The organism is Dolichospermum sp. UHCC 0259, from assembly GCF_009711935.1.
Classification (GTDB): domain Bacteria; phylum Cyanobacteriota; class Cyanobacteriia; order Cyanobacteriales; family Nostocaceae; genus Dolichospermum.
In genome coordinates, this window is the sequence record NZ_VIKX01000010.1 from 1 (window position 1) to 16,873 (window position 16,873).

The window sequence follows — 16,873 nt, forward strand, 5'->3', positions numbered from 1 at the left end:
TTTATTTTTTTCAAAATGAGAATTGCTGAGAAATAGCCTCAGAAGGCATAAAACCCGAAGAATATACCAAAATATAGTCCGCTGCTTAGGTCGTCACCCCAACAAAGCCGAATTAGGTATGTTTGGGGTGATGTGGTCAGAACATTGCTGTTATAAAAATTCTCGCCCTTTACTCAAGCAGTTTCCCACGACAGGACCCCGTATGTTCAATAGCCCAAGAACATTCTAACCGGCGCAGTTGTCCAGGCGCACAGGTTTCTGCTAATAAATGGGGATTAGTATAATCTGCTAAAGCCGCAAATAACATACCTCTAGCAGCGTCAATTTCTGCATTTCTGCGGCTAATATCTTGTAATTGCATAGCAAAACGTAAACGGTTTATAGCTTGCACAAATAAACCATAGGCTCTAATTAAAACGGTGCGATGTTGTTCAAATTTTATATTTTGGGCTACCTGTTCAATTAACTGTCTAATTTCTGCTCCTTGGTCTTTTAAGGCTTGTTAAAGGTAAAAAATGTATTTTTTTAGCTAAAGTAGAGAGTAAGGGAATACTGATTGTGTAATAATCTAGACAAAGAGAGCTAAGGCATCACTATGGTTACTCAACTTTTAGATAATCGCTACCAAATTGTGCGAGTATTAGGCGGTGGAACTTTTGGGCAAACATTTTTATCTAAAGATATCAAACGTCCTGGTCATCCTGAATGTGTTGTAAAGCAACTGCGCTACCTGAGTAATGATCCCCAATCTTTGCAAATTGCTAGTCGTTTATTTAAACAAGAAGCGGAAATTTTAGAAAAGTTAGGTAAACACCCTCAAATTCCTACACTTTTAGCTGATATTGAGGAAAATCAAGAATTTTATTTAGTTCAAGAATTTATTGATGGACATCCTTTAACGGATGAAATTATCCCTGGTCAACCTTGGAATGAAGACCAAGTTATTAAGTTATTGATAGATGTATTAAAAATTTTAGACTATGTGCATCAAGAGAGAATCATTCATCGAGATATTAAACCTGATAATTTAATGCGTCGTGATTCTGATAATCAAATAGTTTTGATTGATTTTGGTGCAGTTAAAGAACTCAGAACACAAATAGCACAAAAGCAAATTAATCAAACTGTCTCTATTGGTACTCCTGGTTATATGCCTATAGAACAATTTCATGGAAAGCCACAATTTAATAGTGATATTTATGCTGTGGGAATGATTGCTATTCAAGCACTTTTAGGAATAGATGCAAATGAATTGCAAGAATTAAGAAATCCGAATAATAATCAAGTTATTTGGCGTAAACAACAACAGTTGAAATCAAAAGTAGCCAATGTAATAGATAAAATGGTATCTCCAGGTTATCAGCGTCGCTATCAATCAGTAACAGATGTTCTAGCTGATTTGGAGAAGATTCTAGCTATCTCCGAGTCAAAAGCAAGTTCCACTAATAACAATAAAAAGTATAAACATAAAAAGCAATTAAATATGATTTTTGCATGGGTATTAGCAGTGATTGGTATTACTGGATTAGCCATACTTTTATATAATCAGTTACCCCAAATCAAAGCTGGAAAATTCTATAAACAAGGTATCGAGAAATTAAAGAAAGAAGATAAGCAAGGAGCAATTGAAGAATTTACCGAAGCAATAAAGATTTATCCTAACTATTCTGAAGCTTTCTATGAAAGGGCAAAAGTTCACTATAATCTTGGAGAGTATAAAGAAGTAATTGAAGATACCTCAGAGGCAATTAGAATTAATCCTGGGTATGCTGATGCTTATAGTGATAGGTGTGGTACATACTTTATTATGAAAGAATACCAGAAAGCAATTGATGATTGTACTAAAGTGATTGGTCTAAACCCAAAATTTGATTTACCTTATCTTAATAGAGGTATTTCTTACTCCAAAATTGAGAAAAACCAGGAAGCAATTGAGGATTTAAATAAGTTTATTCAATCGAAACCTAATGATTCAATAGGCTATCTTAATCGGGGTATTGTTAAAGGAAAATTAAAAGACTTTAGGGAAGCAATTGAAGATTATAACCAAGCCTTAAAACTCTCTCCCGAAAGTCCAGATATATATTATAACAGAGGTATTGCTTACTTTGATTTAAAAGAATATCCACAAGCAATTAAAGATTATAGCCAAGCAATTAAACTTAACCCAGACTACCCAGATGCCTACTATAATAGAGGTTATGTTTACAGATATTTAAACGATAAGCAAGCTGCAATTAAGGATTTTGAACAAGCTGCAAAATTATATACAGCTAAAAATTTACAAGATGGATATAACAATGCACAGGAACAAATTAGACAAATTCAAAATCAACTAAAGCTAGAACCTATAAGAGCATTGTGGTAAAATGGAAATTTTATCAAAGGCATGAAAACATCTAAATTCTAGATCCCTGACTTCACGAAAATATCCCCAATTGTTAACATCAATAAATAATTTACCCAAAGTATTTATTATTCCACCGCAAAACCTGTAAATTGCCGCTTATAAGGAGCATGAAATCCTAAAACAATATCTTCTTTAGGGACACCAGCAGCGATTAATTCATTAGCAACACCAATTTCTGTACCATCTCTTTGTATCCAGATTTTATCATCTTTAATATCAACATGAATAATCACCCCATAGGTTCTGATTTGTTGTTTCCAACCAATATTTAATACTTGATAATGATGACGTTGGGTATCAAACAGCAATTGAATTTCTGTACCATTAGCTGTATCATTACGAGAATGATTACTTAAAATATCTTGAATAATTTGTGAATAATTTATTCTTTCCATAAAACAATCTCCTGCTTGAAAGAATCAAAAATTAAAACCTTAATTTGATATTCTTTTAAAGATTCTTGGATAAATTGACGAGAGAAAAAATCTCGATATGTGTCTTGGCTAATAGCTAAATACAAAACCCGTTCAGGTTGTTCTTTTTTTAATGCTAACCGATAATTGAGAGTTTGACCTAATGCAAGATGAAAATCAGTTACTTCAGATGTACCTACAAAAGATTTAACTTCTACAGCTATTTGTTGACCTTGTTTTTGCGCTGCTAATAGTCTTTCTGCTCCTAAGTCTACAAAAAATTCGATATCATCAACTTTAATATACAGTGGATCATGGGTGATTTTCCAACCATCTTTTTCTAAGGCATTACGTACAGATTCATGAAATATATCTTTAGATGGCATAAGCAAACAATTAATTAACATCAATAATTATATCTAAAATCTCTTTCAATCTCATAAAACATTAGTATCTATAACTAGCTTCATGAAATTATCTCAAAAATTTCCTCATCTGTGTAAACTGTTTCATTCTTTTGCATCAAGTAAGAACGCAATACACGGAATTTGTGTGTAAAGATGTAGTCTTCAATAGCTTTACCAACTAAACTATCAGCAGATATACCTTCAGTTTGAGTAATTTCTAAAAGTGCTGCTTTAAGTTCTGGAGTAATGGCAATGGTTAGGGTATCTTGCATATTTTATCAGCGAGCTACATGGTTAATTATACAATAGATTGAGCTACCATATCTATTTTCACAAATAAAGTCAAAAATTTACTTCTTTAACCAAGATGAAAACATCCACTGACAGACAACGCACCCTAGAAATGGCTTGTATTTCTTTAGCAGATAAATCTTTTTCTAAACCTATTTATCTCTTTCCCCTAGATAGTTTCTTGATGTTTCTTAATATCTGCTAATATTTCATCCATTGTTACATTATCTAACCATTGATGACGTTCTTCTGTATAGTCTCCACTACCATTATCAAATTGACGAATAAATCTGATAGCGTCAACATATCCTAAAGCATCTACGAGAGCTTTAAATCCTTTTCTGTATAGTTCAATTGGGGTCATTTTCTCCTCCTTGTACAATATTATTGGTAGCTTCTGCTAACCAAATCATTGGATTAGCAACTATTATATTTATATTATCCTTATAGCTTAATGATTTTGACAATAGACGGCTATCAGTAGTTAGAAAAATATCAGCGTTTTTTTTCAGCACAAGCCAGATGAAAAGCATCAAATTTTTTAATATTAAAGGTTGTTAATTCTATTGCTCGTTGAGTAATTTCTTCTGTGACTAAAATCTTATCATGAGCCATTGTTAAAACTTTTTGTACTTGTTCTCTCCTGTTTATATCTGGAGTTCTGGCAATTTCTAATTCTAAAGCTGTGCTGCTGACTAATTGCCATTTTCCAGATAGACAATGATTGATAATTTCTAAAATTGCTTCAGTTTCTAACCTAATTCACCATTGGGTTTGGTCATTAAAAGGACGATTAAGGCAACAAACATCTAAATATATTTTATGTTGTTTATTCATATTTTCAGAACATAGTGTTACCAATGTTATTATTAATTATTAGTATCTATAACTAGCTTCATGAAATTATTTCAAAAATTCCCTCATCTGTGTAAACTGTTTCATTCTTTTGCATCAAGTAAGAACGCAATGCACGGAATTTGTGTGTAAAGATGTAGTCCTCAATAGCTTTCCCAATTAAACTATCAGCAGATATACCTTCAGTTTGAGTAATTTCTAAAAGTGCTGCTTTCAGTTCTGGAGTAATAGTAATGGTTAGGGTATCTTGCATATTTTATCAGCGAGCTACATAATTAATTATACAATAAATCAAACTATTGATTACAAATAGATGTTAATATGAAAGTAAGATTAGTAATTCAGCGACTAGAAGCTGATGGTTGGTATTTAGCCAGAACTAGAGGAAGTCACCGACAGTTTAAACATCCTGATAAACTTGGTACAGTTAGTTACAGTTTCCGGTAAACCTAATATTTATGTACCCATTGGTACATTAAAAAGTATTTGGAGACAAGCAAAATTGGAGGAAGAATAATGCGTTATACAGTAGTAATTGAAAAAGGAAATACCAGTTATGGTGCTTATGTTCCTGACTTACCCGGTTGTATAGCTGTAGCTGAAACATTAGCAGAAGTTCCACAACTAATTGTAGAGTCCATAGAATTTCATATAGAAGGTTTAATAGAGTCAGGTTTACCAATTCCTCAACCTACAAGTATCGCTCAAGAAGTTGAAGTTTTAATTTAATACAGTTTGTTTTAGGAGTTTATAAAATATGATTGCTTCTCCAGATTTTTACATCACACCAGAAGAATATTTAGCAATGGAAGAAAAAAGCACAGTTAAACATGAATATATTGATGGATATATTTATGCAATGGCTGGCGTACTTGATCCTCATGTTACTATAGCGGGGAATATATTCTCTTTACTCCGTAATCATGTGCGGGGTTCTGGTTGTCGGGTATATATTGCGGATATGAAAGCGAGAATAGAATCTTTAAATAGATTTTACTATCCTGATGTGATGGTAACTTGTGATGCAAGAGATCAAGAAACTCCAGGTTATAAAAGATTTCCTTGTTTAATAATAGAAGTTTTATCTAATTCTACAGAAGGATTTGATAGAGGTGATAAATTTGCTGATTATCAAATTATGGAAACTTTGCAAGAATACGTTTTAATTAATTCGAAAAAACCAAGAGTTGAATGTTTTAGACGCAATGATGATGGACTTTGGATTTTACAGTCTTATGTAGGTGAACAAGCATCATTTCAATTACAAACTATCAATTTTGCAGGGACAATGACAGAACTTTATGAAGATGTGAATTTTCATCCTCTTGAATCAGAAAAACCTGAGAACAAGATGGCATAAATAATAATCTAGCCAAAAAATGTGACAAGATTTAAAAAAAAGTCGGGAATCTTCAGATAGAATATTTCTCTGTCCTCTTGGTGCATAATTTCCATGACCACCACTTCCGAACATCCCTTTTCTCCCCAAGAAATTGCCTCAGAAGGCATAAAACCAGAAGAATATACCGAAATCGTCCGCCGCTTAGGTCGTCATCCCAACAAAGCCGAATTAGGTATGTTTGGGGTGATGTGGTCAGAACATTGCTGTTATAAAAATTCCCGCCCTTTACTCAAACAGTTTCCCACGACAGGACCCCGCATTCTCGTTGGACCCGGTGAAAATGCCGGAGTTGTGGATATCGGCGACGGACTACAATTAGCGTTTAAAATAGAATCCCATAACCACCCTTCCGCCGTTGAACCATTTCAAGGTGCAGCAACCGGAGTAGGTGGGATATTAAGAGATATCTTTACAATGGGGGCGCGTCCCATAGCCTTATTAAACTCTTTGCGGTTTGGAGATTTGAATGATCCGAAAACCCAAAGATTGTTTACAGGTGTAGTATCTGGTATTTCACATTATGGTAATTGCGTTGGAGTTCCGACTGTAGGTGGTGAAGTGTATTTTGACCCTGCCTACTCTGGAAATCCCCTGGTTAACGTCATGGCTTTGGGTTTGATGGAAACGTCAGAAATTGTCAAATCAGGGGCTTCTGGCTTCGGAAATCCCGTGCTGTATGTGGGTTCAACCACCGGACGGGATGGCATGGGCGGCGCGAGTTTTGCCAGTGCCGAATTAACTGATGAATCAATGGATAACCGTCCCGCTGTGCAAGTGGGAGATCCATTTGTCGAAAAGTCTTTAATTGAAGCTTGTTTAGAGGCATTTAAAACCGGGGCTGTAGTTGCGGCACAGGATATGGGGGCTGCGGGTATTACCTGTTCAACTTCGGAAATGGCTGCTAAAGGTGGTGTCGGGATTGATTTCGATTTAGATAAAATTCCGGTGCGGGAATCGGGAATGATTCCTTATGAATACCTGCTGTCGGAATCTCAAGAACGAATGTTGTTTGTTGCCGAAAAGGGACGAGAACAGGAGTTAATTGATATTTTTCACCGTTGGGGACTGCAAGCGGTGGTTGCGGGTACGGTAATTGAAGAACCTATTGTCAGAATTTGGTTTGAGGGGAAAATTGCGGCGGAAATTCTCGCTGATGCTTTGGCGGAAAATACGCCTTTGTATGAAAGGGAATTATTAACAGAAGCCCCCGAATATGCCCAAAAAGCTTGGCAATGGACAAGTGATGATTTACCTGTTTGTAATGCTGCGGGTATTGAAATTGTGGGAAGTTTGCAAAGTTGGAATCAGATTTTATTGACTTTGCTAGATACTCCTTCCATTGCTTCTAAAAGCTGGGTTTATCGCCAATATGATCATCAAGTTCAGAATAATACAGTATTGTTACCCGGTGGTGCAGATGCGGCTGTGATTCGTATCCGTCCTTTAGAAGCACCCCAAAATCCAAAATCCAAAATCCAAAATCTAAAATCGGGCGTTGCGGCTACGGTAGATTGTAATTCTCGTTATGTCTATCTTGATCCTTATGAGGGTGCTAAGGCAGTGGTGGCGGAAGCTGCCCGAAATCTTAGCTGTGTGGGTGCTGAACCCATCGCTGTGACAGATAACCTCAATTTTGGTAGTCCAGAAAAACCCATTGGTTATTGGCAATTAGCGTCTGCTTGTCGGGGTTTAAGTGAAGGTTGTCGAGAGTTGGGAACGCCGGTAACTGGGGGGAATGTCTCTCTCTACAATGAAACTTTTGACGCGGACGGTAATCCCCAACCAATTTACCCGACTCCGGTTGTGGGTATGGTGGGGTTGATTCCTGATTTAACAAAAATTTGTGGACAAGGTTGGCAAAATGCAGGTGATATAATTTATCTTCTGGGTTTATCAATTCAATCTAGATCCCCCCAACCCCCCTTAGAAAGGGGGGCTATAGAGTCGAATTTAGAAAGGGGGGCTATAGAGTCTAGAATGGGATTGGGGGCTTCTGAATATTTGGCAACGATTCATCATACGATCGCAGGGAAGCCACCTAGAATTGATTTTGATTTAGAACGCTGTGTCCAAAAAGCTTGTCGTCATGGTATTCGCGCTGGTTGGGTAAATTCTGCCCATGATTCGGCTGAGGGTGGTGTGACTGTTGCTATAGCGGAATCTTGTCTGTCGGGAAATTTGGGGGCGGAAATTAGTTTCCCAATTTCTGCAAATCATGATTCACGATTGGATGAAGTTCTTTTTGGTGAAGGTGGGGCGAGAATTTTAGTTTCTGTCAGTGAAGAAAACCAAGAAATTTGGGAATCCTACTTACAGGAGCATCTCCCCGATAAGTGGCAAAAACTAGGAACAGTAGCTAATTCTGGTACTTTGGAGATTTTAACCGCAGATAACCATCAGTTACTCCAGGTTAGTCTCAAAGATATGAGCGATCGCTATTTTCAGGCAATCTCCAACCGTCTCGCTATCTACACCAATACCTAATCACCAGCAAAAATCAAGGATTCAACATGAAAATTTACAATTCATACTCAATCCTTGACCAATTTACGGTACTGTTTTAATGGATGGTTAAAGATTTGTTAAGACGTAGGAAGAAGGTGACAGGTGACAGATAACAGAGGAAAGAGAAGAGACAAGATAAGTATTTTTCTCCCCTGCTCCCCTGCTCCCCTGCTCCCCAATCCCTAATCCCCAATTTCCATTGACTCGACACCCCACCAGGAGCAATACCAGCATGATTCCCCTTAATTCCGTTATCTTGGATGAAAACCGCCCTGACAAGCCAGAAGAAGCTTGTGGTGTGTTTGGCATTTACGCCCCAGAACAAGACGTTGCTAAATTGACCTACTTTGGATTGTATGCTCTTCAGCATCGGGGTCAAGAATCTGCTGGGATTGCTACCTTTGATGGTTCTCACGTCCACCAGCACAAAGATATGGGCTTGGTGTCTCAAGTCTTTAATGAAGCCATTTTAGATGAGTTACCCGGAAACCTGGCAGTTGGTCATACTCGCTATTCCACTACCGGTTCTAGTCGCAAAGTTAACGCCCAACCTGCTGTAGTAGAAACTCGGTTGGGTTTATTGGCACTTGCACATAACGGTAATTTAGTCAATACCGTAAAACTGCGAGAAGAGTTACTCAAAGATAAGTTTAACTTAGTCACGACCACCGACTCAGAAATGATTGCTTATGCGATCGCTCAAGAAGTCAATGCCGGTGCAGACTGGGTAACAGGCGCTATGAGTGCCTTTCATCGTTGCGAAGGCGCATTTAGTCTCACCATTGGCACACCAGAAGGCGTAATGGGAGTCCGTGATCCTAATGGTATTCGTCCCTTAGTAATTGGCACGTTAGATAGTAACCCTGTCCGCTATGTTCTCGCTTCCGAAACTTGCGGTTTAGATATTATTGGTGCAGAATATCTGCGTGATGTCCAACCAGGAGAATTAGTTTGGATCACCGAAACCGGTTTAGAATCATTTCAATGGCATCAACAATCAGAACGCAAACTTTGTATCTTTGAAATGATCTACTTTGCCCGTCCTGATAGCCTCATGCACGACGAAACTTTATACAGTTATCGAATGCGGCTAGGACGGAAAATGGCGGCTGAATCCCCCGTAGAAGCTGATTTAGTCTTTGGTGTTCCTGATTCTGGTATCCCCGCAGCTATTGGCTTTTCCCAAGCTTCTGGTATAGCTTACGGTGAAGGACTGATTAAAAATCGCTACGTCGGCCGCACCTTTATTCAACCTACCCAAGCCATGCGAGAATCAGGGATTAAAATGAAACTTAACCCTCTCAAAGATGTTTTATTCGGTAAGCGAGTTGTAATTATTGATGATTCTATTGTCCGGGGAACTACTAGCCGCAAACTCGTTCAAGCCTTGCGTGATGCTGGTGTAGCCGAAGTTCACATGAGAATTTCTTCTCCTCCTGTAACTCATCCTTGTTTCTATGGTATTGATACCGATACCCAAGATCAATTAATTGCTGCGACGAAATCCGTCGAAGAAATAGCCAAGCAATTACAAGTTGATAGTTTAGCTTATTTGAGTTGGGAGGGAATGCTAGAAACAACCAGAGAAGATACTAATAGTTTCTGTTCGGCTTGTTTTACTGGTGATTATCCTGTTGCTATTCCTGAAAAAATGAAGCGTTCTAAGTTAATTTTGGAAAAGGTTGTAGTTTAGATAATTCTATCATCTTGTGGGGTGGGCATCCTTGGACTGAGCCTGTCGATAGCGCAGCGTGGCGTAAGCCATAGTCTTTCCCGCCTCAATATTTAACTGTCAGAATCAGGATACCCAGGATTTGAGGATTTACAGGATTTTTGTTTGATGAATTATCCGGTAAGGTGATGACATTAAGATTATTCACGGGTGAAACTCCCAAAGACATTTATAGATAATAATAACACAGGCATATTATTCAGTATTTTGGCGATAAAATAGATTTACATAGTTATGGTGAAGACTGTTATGGTAAATTACCACTTGCGCGAATGTCTTCCATCTTCTGCTGAACTTCCTGACTCTGATGATACTCCAGTGGATAACGAACTACAAAACCTGATTCCTAATTTACTAGAAGCGATTTTAGCTTTGTTTTGGAATAACCGAAATGATTGGTTTTTCGGTGTGGATATGGGTATTTACTACGCACCAAGTCAACCAGCATTAGTTCCTGATGGATTTCTAACTTTAGGTGTCGAAAGGTTTATTGGTGAAGAAGGAAGGTTAAGTTATGTATTTTGGGAAGAAGATAATATTTCTCCTATTTTTGCTTTAGAAGTTGTTTCTAAAACCTATGGCGGAGAATATGAGAAAAAGAAAATTGATTATGCTAAATTAGGGATTTTGTATTATGCAATTTATGTACCTACTCGTCAATATCGTCGCAAACGGCAACCTTTAGAAATTTATAAATTAGAAAATAGTGAATATGTTCTACAGCCTAATGCACAGGTATGGATGCCAGAAATAGGTTTAGCATTAGGAAGAGAACGGGGTACATATTTAGGACGAACGCGAGAATGGTTATATTGGTATGATCAACAAGGACAAAGATTACCAACTCCAGAAGAGTTTGCACAGCAACAACAACAACGTGCAGATCAAGAACGATTAAAAGCTGAAAGATTAGCCCAAAAATTACGCGATTTAGGGGTGAATCCAGAAGACATTTAGGAAATTAAAAATTTTCAGATTTTTTCCGATTACAGAAAGATAGATTGCTATTCTTTGCAAATTATAAACACAAAGATCCCCGATTTTTTGGTAAAGTCTGGGATCTAATTATTTCGCGTTATTTTGCCTAATCTAAGTTTTCCTTGTCTAAATTATGATCTTCATGAGGTTTTTTCATTCCTTCTTGGAAATTTCTGAGACTTCAATGTAATTAACTATAGACTTTATTTATTCTGTCCTAATTGGCATATCTAACCACTGACTCAGTGAAGAGTAAGGGTTTAGCAATGCTAAACCCTTACAAACTGGTGATTTCTATACCTAACCAATCACTTAATTCATTTGCTAACCATTCTAATTCCACTTCAGATTGAATAGTCATATTATTAACACCAAACTCAAATTTTTCCACTCCTGCCCAAAGCACCAATTTTGCAGGTACTTGAGTTTTATCTCCATCGGAATCTTTAGTAAAATACTTGGGTGTATAAACCAATTTATCAATACTTTCTCTGGAAGCTGAACGACGACGGGGGATTTTCCATTTCCCCAATTGATAATTAAGAACTATTTGTTGCTGATTTATACTAATTTTCAAACTACCATATAAACCATATAATATACCGTAAATCATCGAAAACCCTACACCCCAAAAAGGTAAGGAAAACAACGCAAAGGGTATATTACCGGGAAAAGGTGCAGAAAGAGCGCCAATAGTCCAAACTAAGATAAATAAATTCCAAAATGTGGCAAAAAACCCGATAAACACCATTGAGGATTGAAAGCCAACGGGAGGAATAGTAATGTCTAAAGTATCTTCATTTTTCCTAAGTTGAATTTTACTACCTGCCGGTTTACCAACAGGTAAAGCTATGATTTCGCTGTATTCTGGATTTTCTAAAGCGGTGAGTGCGCTAGTTGCAGTAGAAAACCGCTTTTCTAAACTGGGTTCTGTGATTTGCTGCAACCAGTTAGTAAAATTGGGACTCAGATTAGCAACTTGCTGAAATTGAATGCGAAAATCCTTTTGTGGTAAATCCGCTGGGTTAGTCCCCGTTACTAAATAAATTATTGTGCATCCTAAACTATAAAGGTCAGAAGCGGGAACGGTACACCCTCCAAACTGTTCCTGTGGCATATAACCATAAGTTCCGACAATAGTTCTTGTCCCTGTTTCTGCTGCTAGGATAGTTTGGACTGAACCAAAATCTATTAAATAAACTTCACCGACACTATTGCCCGATCGCTCTCCTAATAAAATATTGCTAGGTTTAATATCACGATGGATAACTGGTGGATTTAACTCATGTAAATATATAAGAATCTCTAAAACTGATGAAGCAATTTCTTTGACTTCAATTTCTGTAAATTTTCTCCCAGTTTGTAAATATTGTTCTAGAGTTTGGGCTGGGATATAAGTTTGGATAAGAGCAAATCCTTGATATTTAGAAGAATTTACTTCAAAATAGTCTAAGTAGGCAGGAATCTGAGAATGTGATAAAGAGTTTAAGGTTTGGGCTTCTCTCTCAAATAATTTGAGATCATCCCATTCAAAATCACTACTAAAAGCAAGTAACTTGACAATTACCGATTTTCCAGTTACTAAATCAGTAGCGAGGAAGGTTTTTCTCCCGGCTTTTTTGCCTAGCTGTTGTTGAATTTCGTAGCGATTAGCTAAGATTTCCCTATTTATCATCGCAGTCTCCTGGTATCACTTGTCAGTATAACTACCAAAATTATCGTCCCTATTGCCAATTGTTAAATTTTAATTGTTAATTTTTAATTGCTTATGCCTTCCCCACTTTGGCCTTATATTACCCCAGGTATCCCCGACGAATTATTTGAGAATTTACCAGGTATTCCTCTAAGTCAGCGAGAATTAAGATTGTTGTTGATTTCCCAATTACGATTACAAGCTGATTCGGTATTGTGGGATATTGGCGCAGGAACAGGTACAATTCCTATAGAGGTAGGTTTATTGTGTCCCCAAGGACGGGTAATTGCTATCGAACGGGACGAGGATGTGGCTAACCTCATTAAACGCAATTGCGATCGCTTTCAAGTCAAAAATGTCCAAGTCATTGAAGGTAGCGCCCCAGAATGCTTAGACCAAATCAAGTTAGCACCTGATCGCATCTGCATTGAGGGAGGAAAAGCCATCCAGGAAATTGTCCAAGCTGCATGGCAGTATTTACCCATGTCTGGGCGAGTAGTCGCCACTGCTGCTAACCTAGAAAATCTGTATACCATTTCTCAAAGCTTTTCTCAGTTAAGAGTTAGGAATATTGAAGTTGTCCAGTCAGCGGTGAATCGCTTAGAAACACGAGGCTATTCTCAAACCTTTGTCGCAGCCGATCCTATTTTCATTCTCAGTGGTGAAAAATTAGATTAAATTCCTTCGGTTTTCGGTTTGGGGTTATATCCAAAATCCAAAATCTCCAATCCCAAATATTATCCTATGCCCTGGTCTCGAATTGTTAGTGGAATTATTGCGATTATCATGGCGCTATCTGCCACTCTTTTAGGGGGTTGGTATTTTACGATAGCGATCGCTCTTATCGTATTTTTAGGTCAACAAGAGTATTTTAATTTAGTCCGCTCTAGAGGGATAAGACCCGCAGTCAAAACAACAATGTTTGTCAGTCAGGTATTATTGGCAATTTCTACCCTCGATAGTAGTTTAGCTGATGCCATTATGCCAATAGCCGGCACACTCATTTGTTTTTATCTCCTATTTCAACCCAAGTTAGCCACCATTGCCGATATTTCCGCCTCTATCATGGGCCTGTTTTATGTAGGTTACTTACCAAGTTACTGGGTACGCTTACGGGGAGTTGGTCACACTATTACCAGCAACCTACCTTTAGGTGGTTATTGGCCATCCAATTGGCAAGATATTGGACAAGGCAATTTTACCTCCTTACCCACAGGTTTAACAGCAACCACCCTCGCATTTTTATGTATTTGGGCTGCTGATATTGGTGCTTATATTATTGGTAAATTCTTTGGCAAAACTCGGTTATCAGATATTAGTCCTAAAAAAACCGTAGAAGGTGCAGTTTTTGGAGTAATTGCCAGTTTAACTGTTGCTATCATAGGCGCTTACTTTCTCCATTTTCCCGACTGGATCATCACTGGCGCTATCTTGGGCCTAATTATTGGCATTGCTAGTTTATTAGGTGACTTAACAGAATCTTTATTGAAACGTGATGCTGGTGTCAAAGATTCAGGGCAATTGATCCCCGGTCACGGAGGGATTTTAGATCGGACTGATAGCTATATTTTTACTGCTCCTCTAGTATATTATTTTGTGACATTACTTTTACCTTTATTAGAAAAAACGCTGTAATAGTAACTAAAAGAAGATATAGTCTCCACTTGCCCATGTCACCCACAATAGCCAGATAATTTAAACTAAATTTAGGGAATATTGAATTTTGATTTTTTAATGATTATGGGTTAACGTTAATACGTCCATAACAACTGAGTTGTTCTGGTACCAAAGAAATTTCGGCGATATCAACATCTGTTCCTAGATTTATAATCCAAGGAGAATTCCTTTCCCAAACCAAACCCTGATCGGTCTTGACCTGAACTTGTGTTAATTGCAGTTCTTGACCATTGAGTAGTTCTAAGCCTAAATAAATATTGAAAAATGCCCCTTCTATCTCAGAGACTGGGATACCATGCAGGATCAATACCTGATTGTCAAGGGTGATTTTTCGCCAAGTGATGTCCTTGGAATTTAGGCTATATTCTGCTAATAGTGGAAGCAGTACATCATTTATAGCCGTTAATAATAATGGAGATGACAGAGAATTATTAAGATCCTGTTCAGCGATTATTAGCTTACCAACTACAGGTACTATTGCTGATAATTGCAAAGGTTGTCCTTTCAAAATTGAGGCCACATTCAGTTGGATCTTTTCTGCCTGAAGTTCGATTTGTGTAACATGAAGACCTTGATACACTGCATTACTAGCAGAAATTGATACTCCAGGAATGCAACCAGACAGCAATTGGCGATCGCTTGCTGTGATCTGTACCTCCAAATGAGATACTTGATTTAATTGGCTTCTTAACCAGAGCTTAATCGCTGATGTTAAAACTTTTGTAATAATCCGGACTTTGCTGTTATTTGTATTTGGGGAACTTGGTTCTGTCATTTTTCGACGGTTATATCAATGTAAATATGCTCAAGTTTTGAGTATCTTAAACAGCCCTTAACTTTAACATGGAAGTTTGTTAACAACAAAATGCAACCATTAGCAGTATAAAAATATTCAGCAGAAAAATCACAGTTTAAACATGGAGGCACGGCTACAAAAAATTCTAGCTCAATGGGGTATAGCTTCACGACGTGAAGCCGAAGAAATGATTAGGCAATCACGAGTATGTGTGAATGGGGTAACAGCACATTTAGGACAAAAAGTCGATCCTCACCAAGATAAAATCTTTATAGATGGTCAACCTGTGCTGGGAGAACAGCGTCCATCCAAAATGTATTTATTACTGCATAAACCAGCAGGAATTGTCTCCACTTGTCATGATCCCCAAGGAAGAACAACGGTTTTGGATCTCCTGCCGTCAGCATTAAGAACCGGATTGGGTATTCACCCGGTTGGCCGTTTAGATGTAGACTCGACAGGAGCATTGATTTTAACCAATGATGGAGAATTGACCTATGGACTTACCCATCCCAGTCATAGTATTTCCAAGACCTACCGCGTTGTAGTGCAAGGACACCCTCCAGCAAAAGTTCTCGAAAGGTGGAGTCAGGGTATAGTTCTGGAAGGAAGAATCACAAGACCTGCTCAGGTACGTTTGATTGAAAATTATATTGATCAAAGCTGTTTAGAGATAGTTTTACAGGAAGGAAGAAACCGTCAAATTCGTCGTATAGCCGAACAGTTGGGATATCCAGTCATTAAGCTACATCGCACGGCTATTGGTTCAATTCAATTAAAAACATCAGCAACAGCATTTTTGCCATCTGGTAAATATCGTCATCTTAGTCACGATGAAATTAGTTTTTTAAATAAGCAGATAATTCACACACCGATTCAGACAAAGCCGAGTTAAGGAGTAAAAGAAAAACATGAAATGGTTCAGAAAGAAGGATGAACAGCCCATCAAACCTTCTATCAAGGAACACCAAGCCGAAAAGTTAGGGCAACTTGGCTCTCAACTAGCTTCACTACGGCAGGAACAGGGTTTAACTCTAGATGAATTAGTCGCATTCACCAGAATTCCTCGACGACTTTTACAGGCCATTGAAGAAGGTAATTTAAGCGACTTACCAGAACCCATCTATATTCAAGGTTTAATTAGACAGTTTGCAGATGCTTTAGGAATTCGGGGTGGGGAATTTGCCAGTCATTTCCCCATTGGTTCTCAATCAGTAGCTGTTCAATCAAATTGGCAAGTACAAGCTGTTCCTCAATTACGTCCTATTCATCTTTACCTGCTTTATATTGGGCTGATTTTCTGCTCTGTTAATGGTTTATCCCAGTTGTTGAATAATGCCAATTTACAGGCAAACAATCGCCAAATTCAACCAAAAACTGTAACCCAATTGGCAGGGCAAAAAGCGGCTAATAATACATTGATCAGCAAAAAAGAGAATCAATCTGTACAAATTGGTCTTACCTTAAAAGCTTCATCTTGGATTAGCGTGGTTACAGATGGTAAAAAAGCCTTTGAAGGAGTTTTACCACAAGGTTCTAGCCGCACTTGGAATGCCACCGAGCAACTGACAGTAAAAACTAATAATGCTGGTGGTGTGTTAATGAGTGTGAATCAGCAAAAAGCAAAGGAAATGGGAGAACTTGGCAAAGCTCAAGAAATCAACATCGCTGCTAAACCAAATTTATAGGAGTCAGGAGTCAGGAGTCAGGAGTC

The 16,873-nt window shown here is 37.8% G+C and carries 18 protein-coding genes and 2 pseudogenes; 12 read left to right on the forward strand and 8 right to left on the reverse strand.

What is annotated here, in order from left to right; translation table 11 throughout:
• Positions 1–32 precede the first annotated feature (32 nt).
• Positions 33–217: pseudogene (locus FJR05_RS01270) on the forward strand (hypothetical protein); the annotation flags it as partial.
• On the opposite strand, the pseudogene FJR05_RS01275 reads toward FJR05_RS01270, so the two are convergent.
• Positions 206–502, reverse strand: a pseudogene (locus FJR05_RS01275) (hypothetical protein); the annotation flags it as partial. The pseudogenes FJR05_RS01270 and FJR05_RS01275 sit on opposite strands and share 12 nt — an antisense overlap.
• Positions 503–595: 93 nt before the next feature.
• Here FJR05_RS01275 and FJR05_RS01280 point away from each other — a divergent pair.
• Positions 596–2,368 carry a tetratricopeptide repeat protein gene (locus FJR05_RS01280; RefSeq protein WP_168642450.1) on the forward strand — a complete coding sequence of 591 codons (1,773 nt, stop codon included), beginning with the start codon at positions 596–598 and terminating at the stop codon, positions 2,366–2,368.
• 107 nt (positions 2,369–2,475) lie between these two features.
• Here the strand turns inward: FJR05_RS01280 and FJR05_RS01285 are convergent, their stop codons facing one another.
• The 5 genes from FJR05_RS01285 to FJR05_RS01310 all read right to left on the reverse strand — a co-directional run bounded on the left by FJR05_RS01285 (position 2,476) and on the right by FJR05_RS01310 (position 4,629).
• A complete protein-coding gene (locus tag FJR05_RS01285; protein WP_168642451.1) occupies positions 2,476–2,805 on the reverse strand; it encodes a XisI protein in 330 nt (109 codons plus the stop codon).
• Positions 2,793–3,209, reverse strand: coding sequence for a XisH family protein (locus tag FJR05_RS01290; RefSeq protein ID WP_168642452.1), 417 nt, complete (start codon positions 3,207–3,209; stop codon positions 2,793–2,795). The genes FJR05_RS01285 and FJR05_RS01290 overlap by 13 nt, the downstream gene beginning before the upstream one ends.
• Positions 3,210–3,289: 80 nt before the next feature.
• Entirely contained in the window at positions 3,290–3,502 is a 213-nt protein-coding gene (locus FJR05_RS01295; protein ID WP_168642453.1) for a hypothetical protein, read from the reverse strand.
• A gap of 188 nt (positions 3,503–3,690) precedes the next feature.
• Positions 3,691–3,885, reverse strand: a complete 195-nt coding sequence (locus FJR05_RS01300) for a hypothetical protein (RefSeq protein ID WP_168642454.1) — start codon at positions 3,883–3,885, stop codon at positions 3,691–3,693.
• 531 nt (positions 3,886–4,416) lie between these two features.
• The gene (locus FJR05_RS01310) at positions 4,417–4,629 is read right to left on the reverse strand and encodes a hypothetical protein (RefSeq protein WP_168642455.1); all 213 of its coding nucleotides are present in this window, start codon (positions 4,627–4,629) and stop codon (positions 4,417–4,419) included.
• A gap of 68 nt (positions 4,630–4,697) precedes the next feature.
• Here FJR05_RS01310 and FJR05_RS27800 point away from each other — a divergent pair, with 68 nt between their 5' ends.
• The 6 genes from FJR05_RS27800 (at position 4,698) to FJR05_RS01340 (ending at position 10,972) form a co-directional block, all read left to right on the forward strand.
• Positions 4,698–4,823 carry a type II toxin-antitoxin system HicA family toxin gene (locus FJR05_RS27800; RefSeq protein ID WP_371416764.1) on the forward strand — a complete coding sequence of 42 codons (126 nt, stop codon included), beginning with the start codon at positions 4,698–4,700 and terminating at the stop codon, positions 4,821–4,823.
• 69 nt (positions 4,824–4,892) lie between these two features.
• On the forward strand, positions 4,893–5,105 hold the full coding sequence (locus FJR05_RS01320; RefSeq protein ID WP_168642456.1) for a type II toxin-antitoxin system HicB family antitoxin: 213 nt from the start codon (positions 4,893–4,895) through the stop codon (positions 5,103–5,105).
• A gap of 28 nt (positions 5,106–5,133) precedes the next feature.
• Entirely contained in the window at positions 5,134–5,736 is a 603-nt protein-coding gene (locus FJR05_RS01325) for a Uma2 family endonuclease (protein WP_168642457.1), read from the forward strand.
• A 93-nt stretch (positions 5,737–5,829) separates the two neighbouring features.
• Positions 5,830–8,262 carry a phosphoribosylformylglycinamidine synthase subunit PurL gene (gene purL, locus FJR05_RS01330; protein WP_168642458.1) on the forward strand — a complete coding sequence of 811 codons (2,433 nt, stop codon included), beginning with the start codon at positions 5,830–5,832 and terminating at the stop codon, positions 8,260–8,262.
• A 253-nt stretch (positions 8,263–8,515) separates the two neighbouring features.
• Positions 8,516–9,976, forward strand: coding sequence for an amidophosphoribosyltransferase (purF, locus tag FJR05_RS01335; protein ID WP_168642459.1), 1,461 nt, complete (start codon positions 8,516–8,518; stop codon positions 9,974–9,976).
• 288 nt (positions 9,977–10,264) lie between these two features.
• Positions 10,265–10,972: a Uma2 family endonuclease gene (locus FJR05_RS01340; RefSeq protein WP_168642460.1), complete on the forward strand. Its 708-nt coding sequence runs from the start codon at positions 10,265–10,267 to the stop codon at positions 10,970–10,972.
• A 298-nt stretch (positions 10,973–11,270) separates the two neighbouring features.
• Here FJR05_RS01340 and FJR05_RS01345 read toward each other — a convergent pair whose 3' ends face one another.
• Positions 11,271–12,668: a serine/threonine-protein kinase gene (locus FJR05_RS01345; RefSeq protein ID WP_168642461.1), complete on the reverse strand. Its 1,398-nt coding sequence runs from the start codon at positions 12,666–12,668 to the stop codon at positions 11,271–11,273.
• A gap of 93 nt (positions 12,669–12,761) precedes the next feature.
• On the opposite strand from FJR05_RS01345, the gene cbiT reads away from it, so the two are divergent.
• The gene (cbiT, locus tag FJR05_RS01350; protein WP_168642462.1) at positions 12,762–13,364 is read left to right on the forward strand and encodes a precorrin-6Y C5,15-methyltransferase subunit CbiT; all 603 of its coding nucleotides are present in this window, start codon (positions 12,762–12,764) and stop codon (positions 13,362–13,364) included.
• 66 nt (positions 13,365–13,430) lie between these two features.
• Positions 13,431–14,321 carry a phosphatidate cytidylyltransferase gene (locus FJR05_RS01355; protein WP_168642463.1) on the forward strand — a complete coding sequence of 297 codons (891 nt, stop codon included), beginning with the start codon at positions 13,431–13,433 and terminating at the stop codon, positions 14,319–14,321.
• A 103-nt stretch (positions 14,322–14,424) separates the two neighbouring features.
• On the opposite strand, the gene FJR05_RS01360 is transcribed toward FJR05_RS01355, so the two are convergent.
• Positions 14,425–15,138, reverse strand: a complete 714-nt coding sequence (locus tag FJR05_RS01360) for a DUF2993 domain-containing protein (RefSeq protein WP_168642464.1) — start codon at positions 15,136–15,138, stop codon at positions 14,425–14,427.
• Between the two features lie 142 nt (positions 15,139–15,280).
• On the opposite strand from FJR05_RS01360, the gene FJR05_RS01365 reads away from it, so the two are divergent.
• Positions 15,281–16,054: a pseudouridine synthase gene (locus FJR05_RS01365; RefSeq protein WP_168642465.1), complete on the forward strand. Its 774-nt coding sequence runs from the start codon at positions 15,281–15,283 to the stop codon at positions 16,052–16,054.
• Positions 16,055–16,070: 16 nt separating this feature from the next.
• Positions 16,071–16,847, forward strand: coding sequence for a RodZ domain-containing protein (locus tag FJR05_RS01370; protein ID WP_168642466.1), 777 nt, complete (start codon positions 16,071–16,073; stop codon positions 16,845–16,847).
• Positions 16,848–16,873 lie beyond the last annotated feature (26 nt).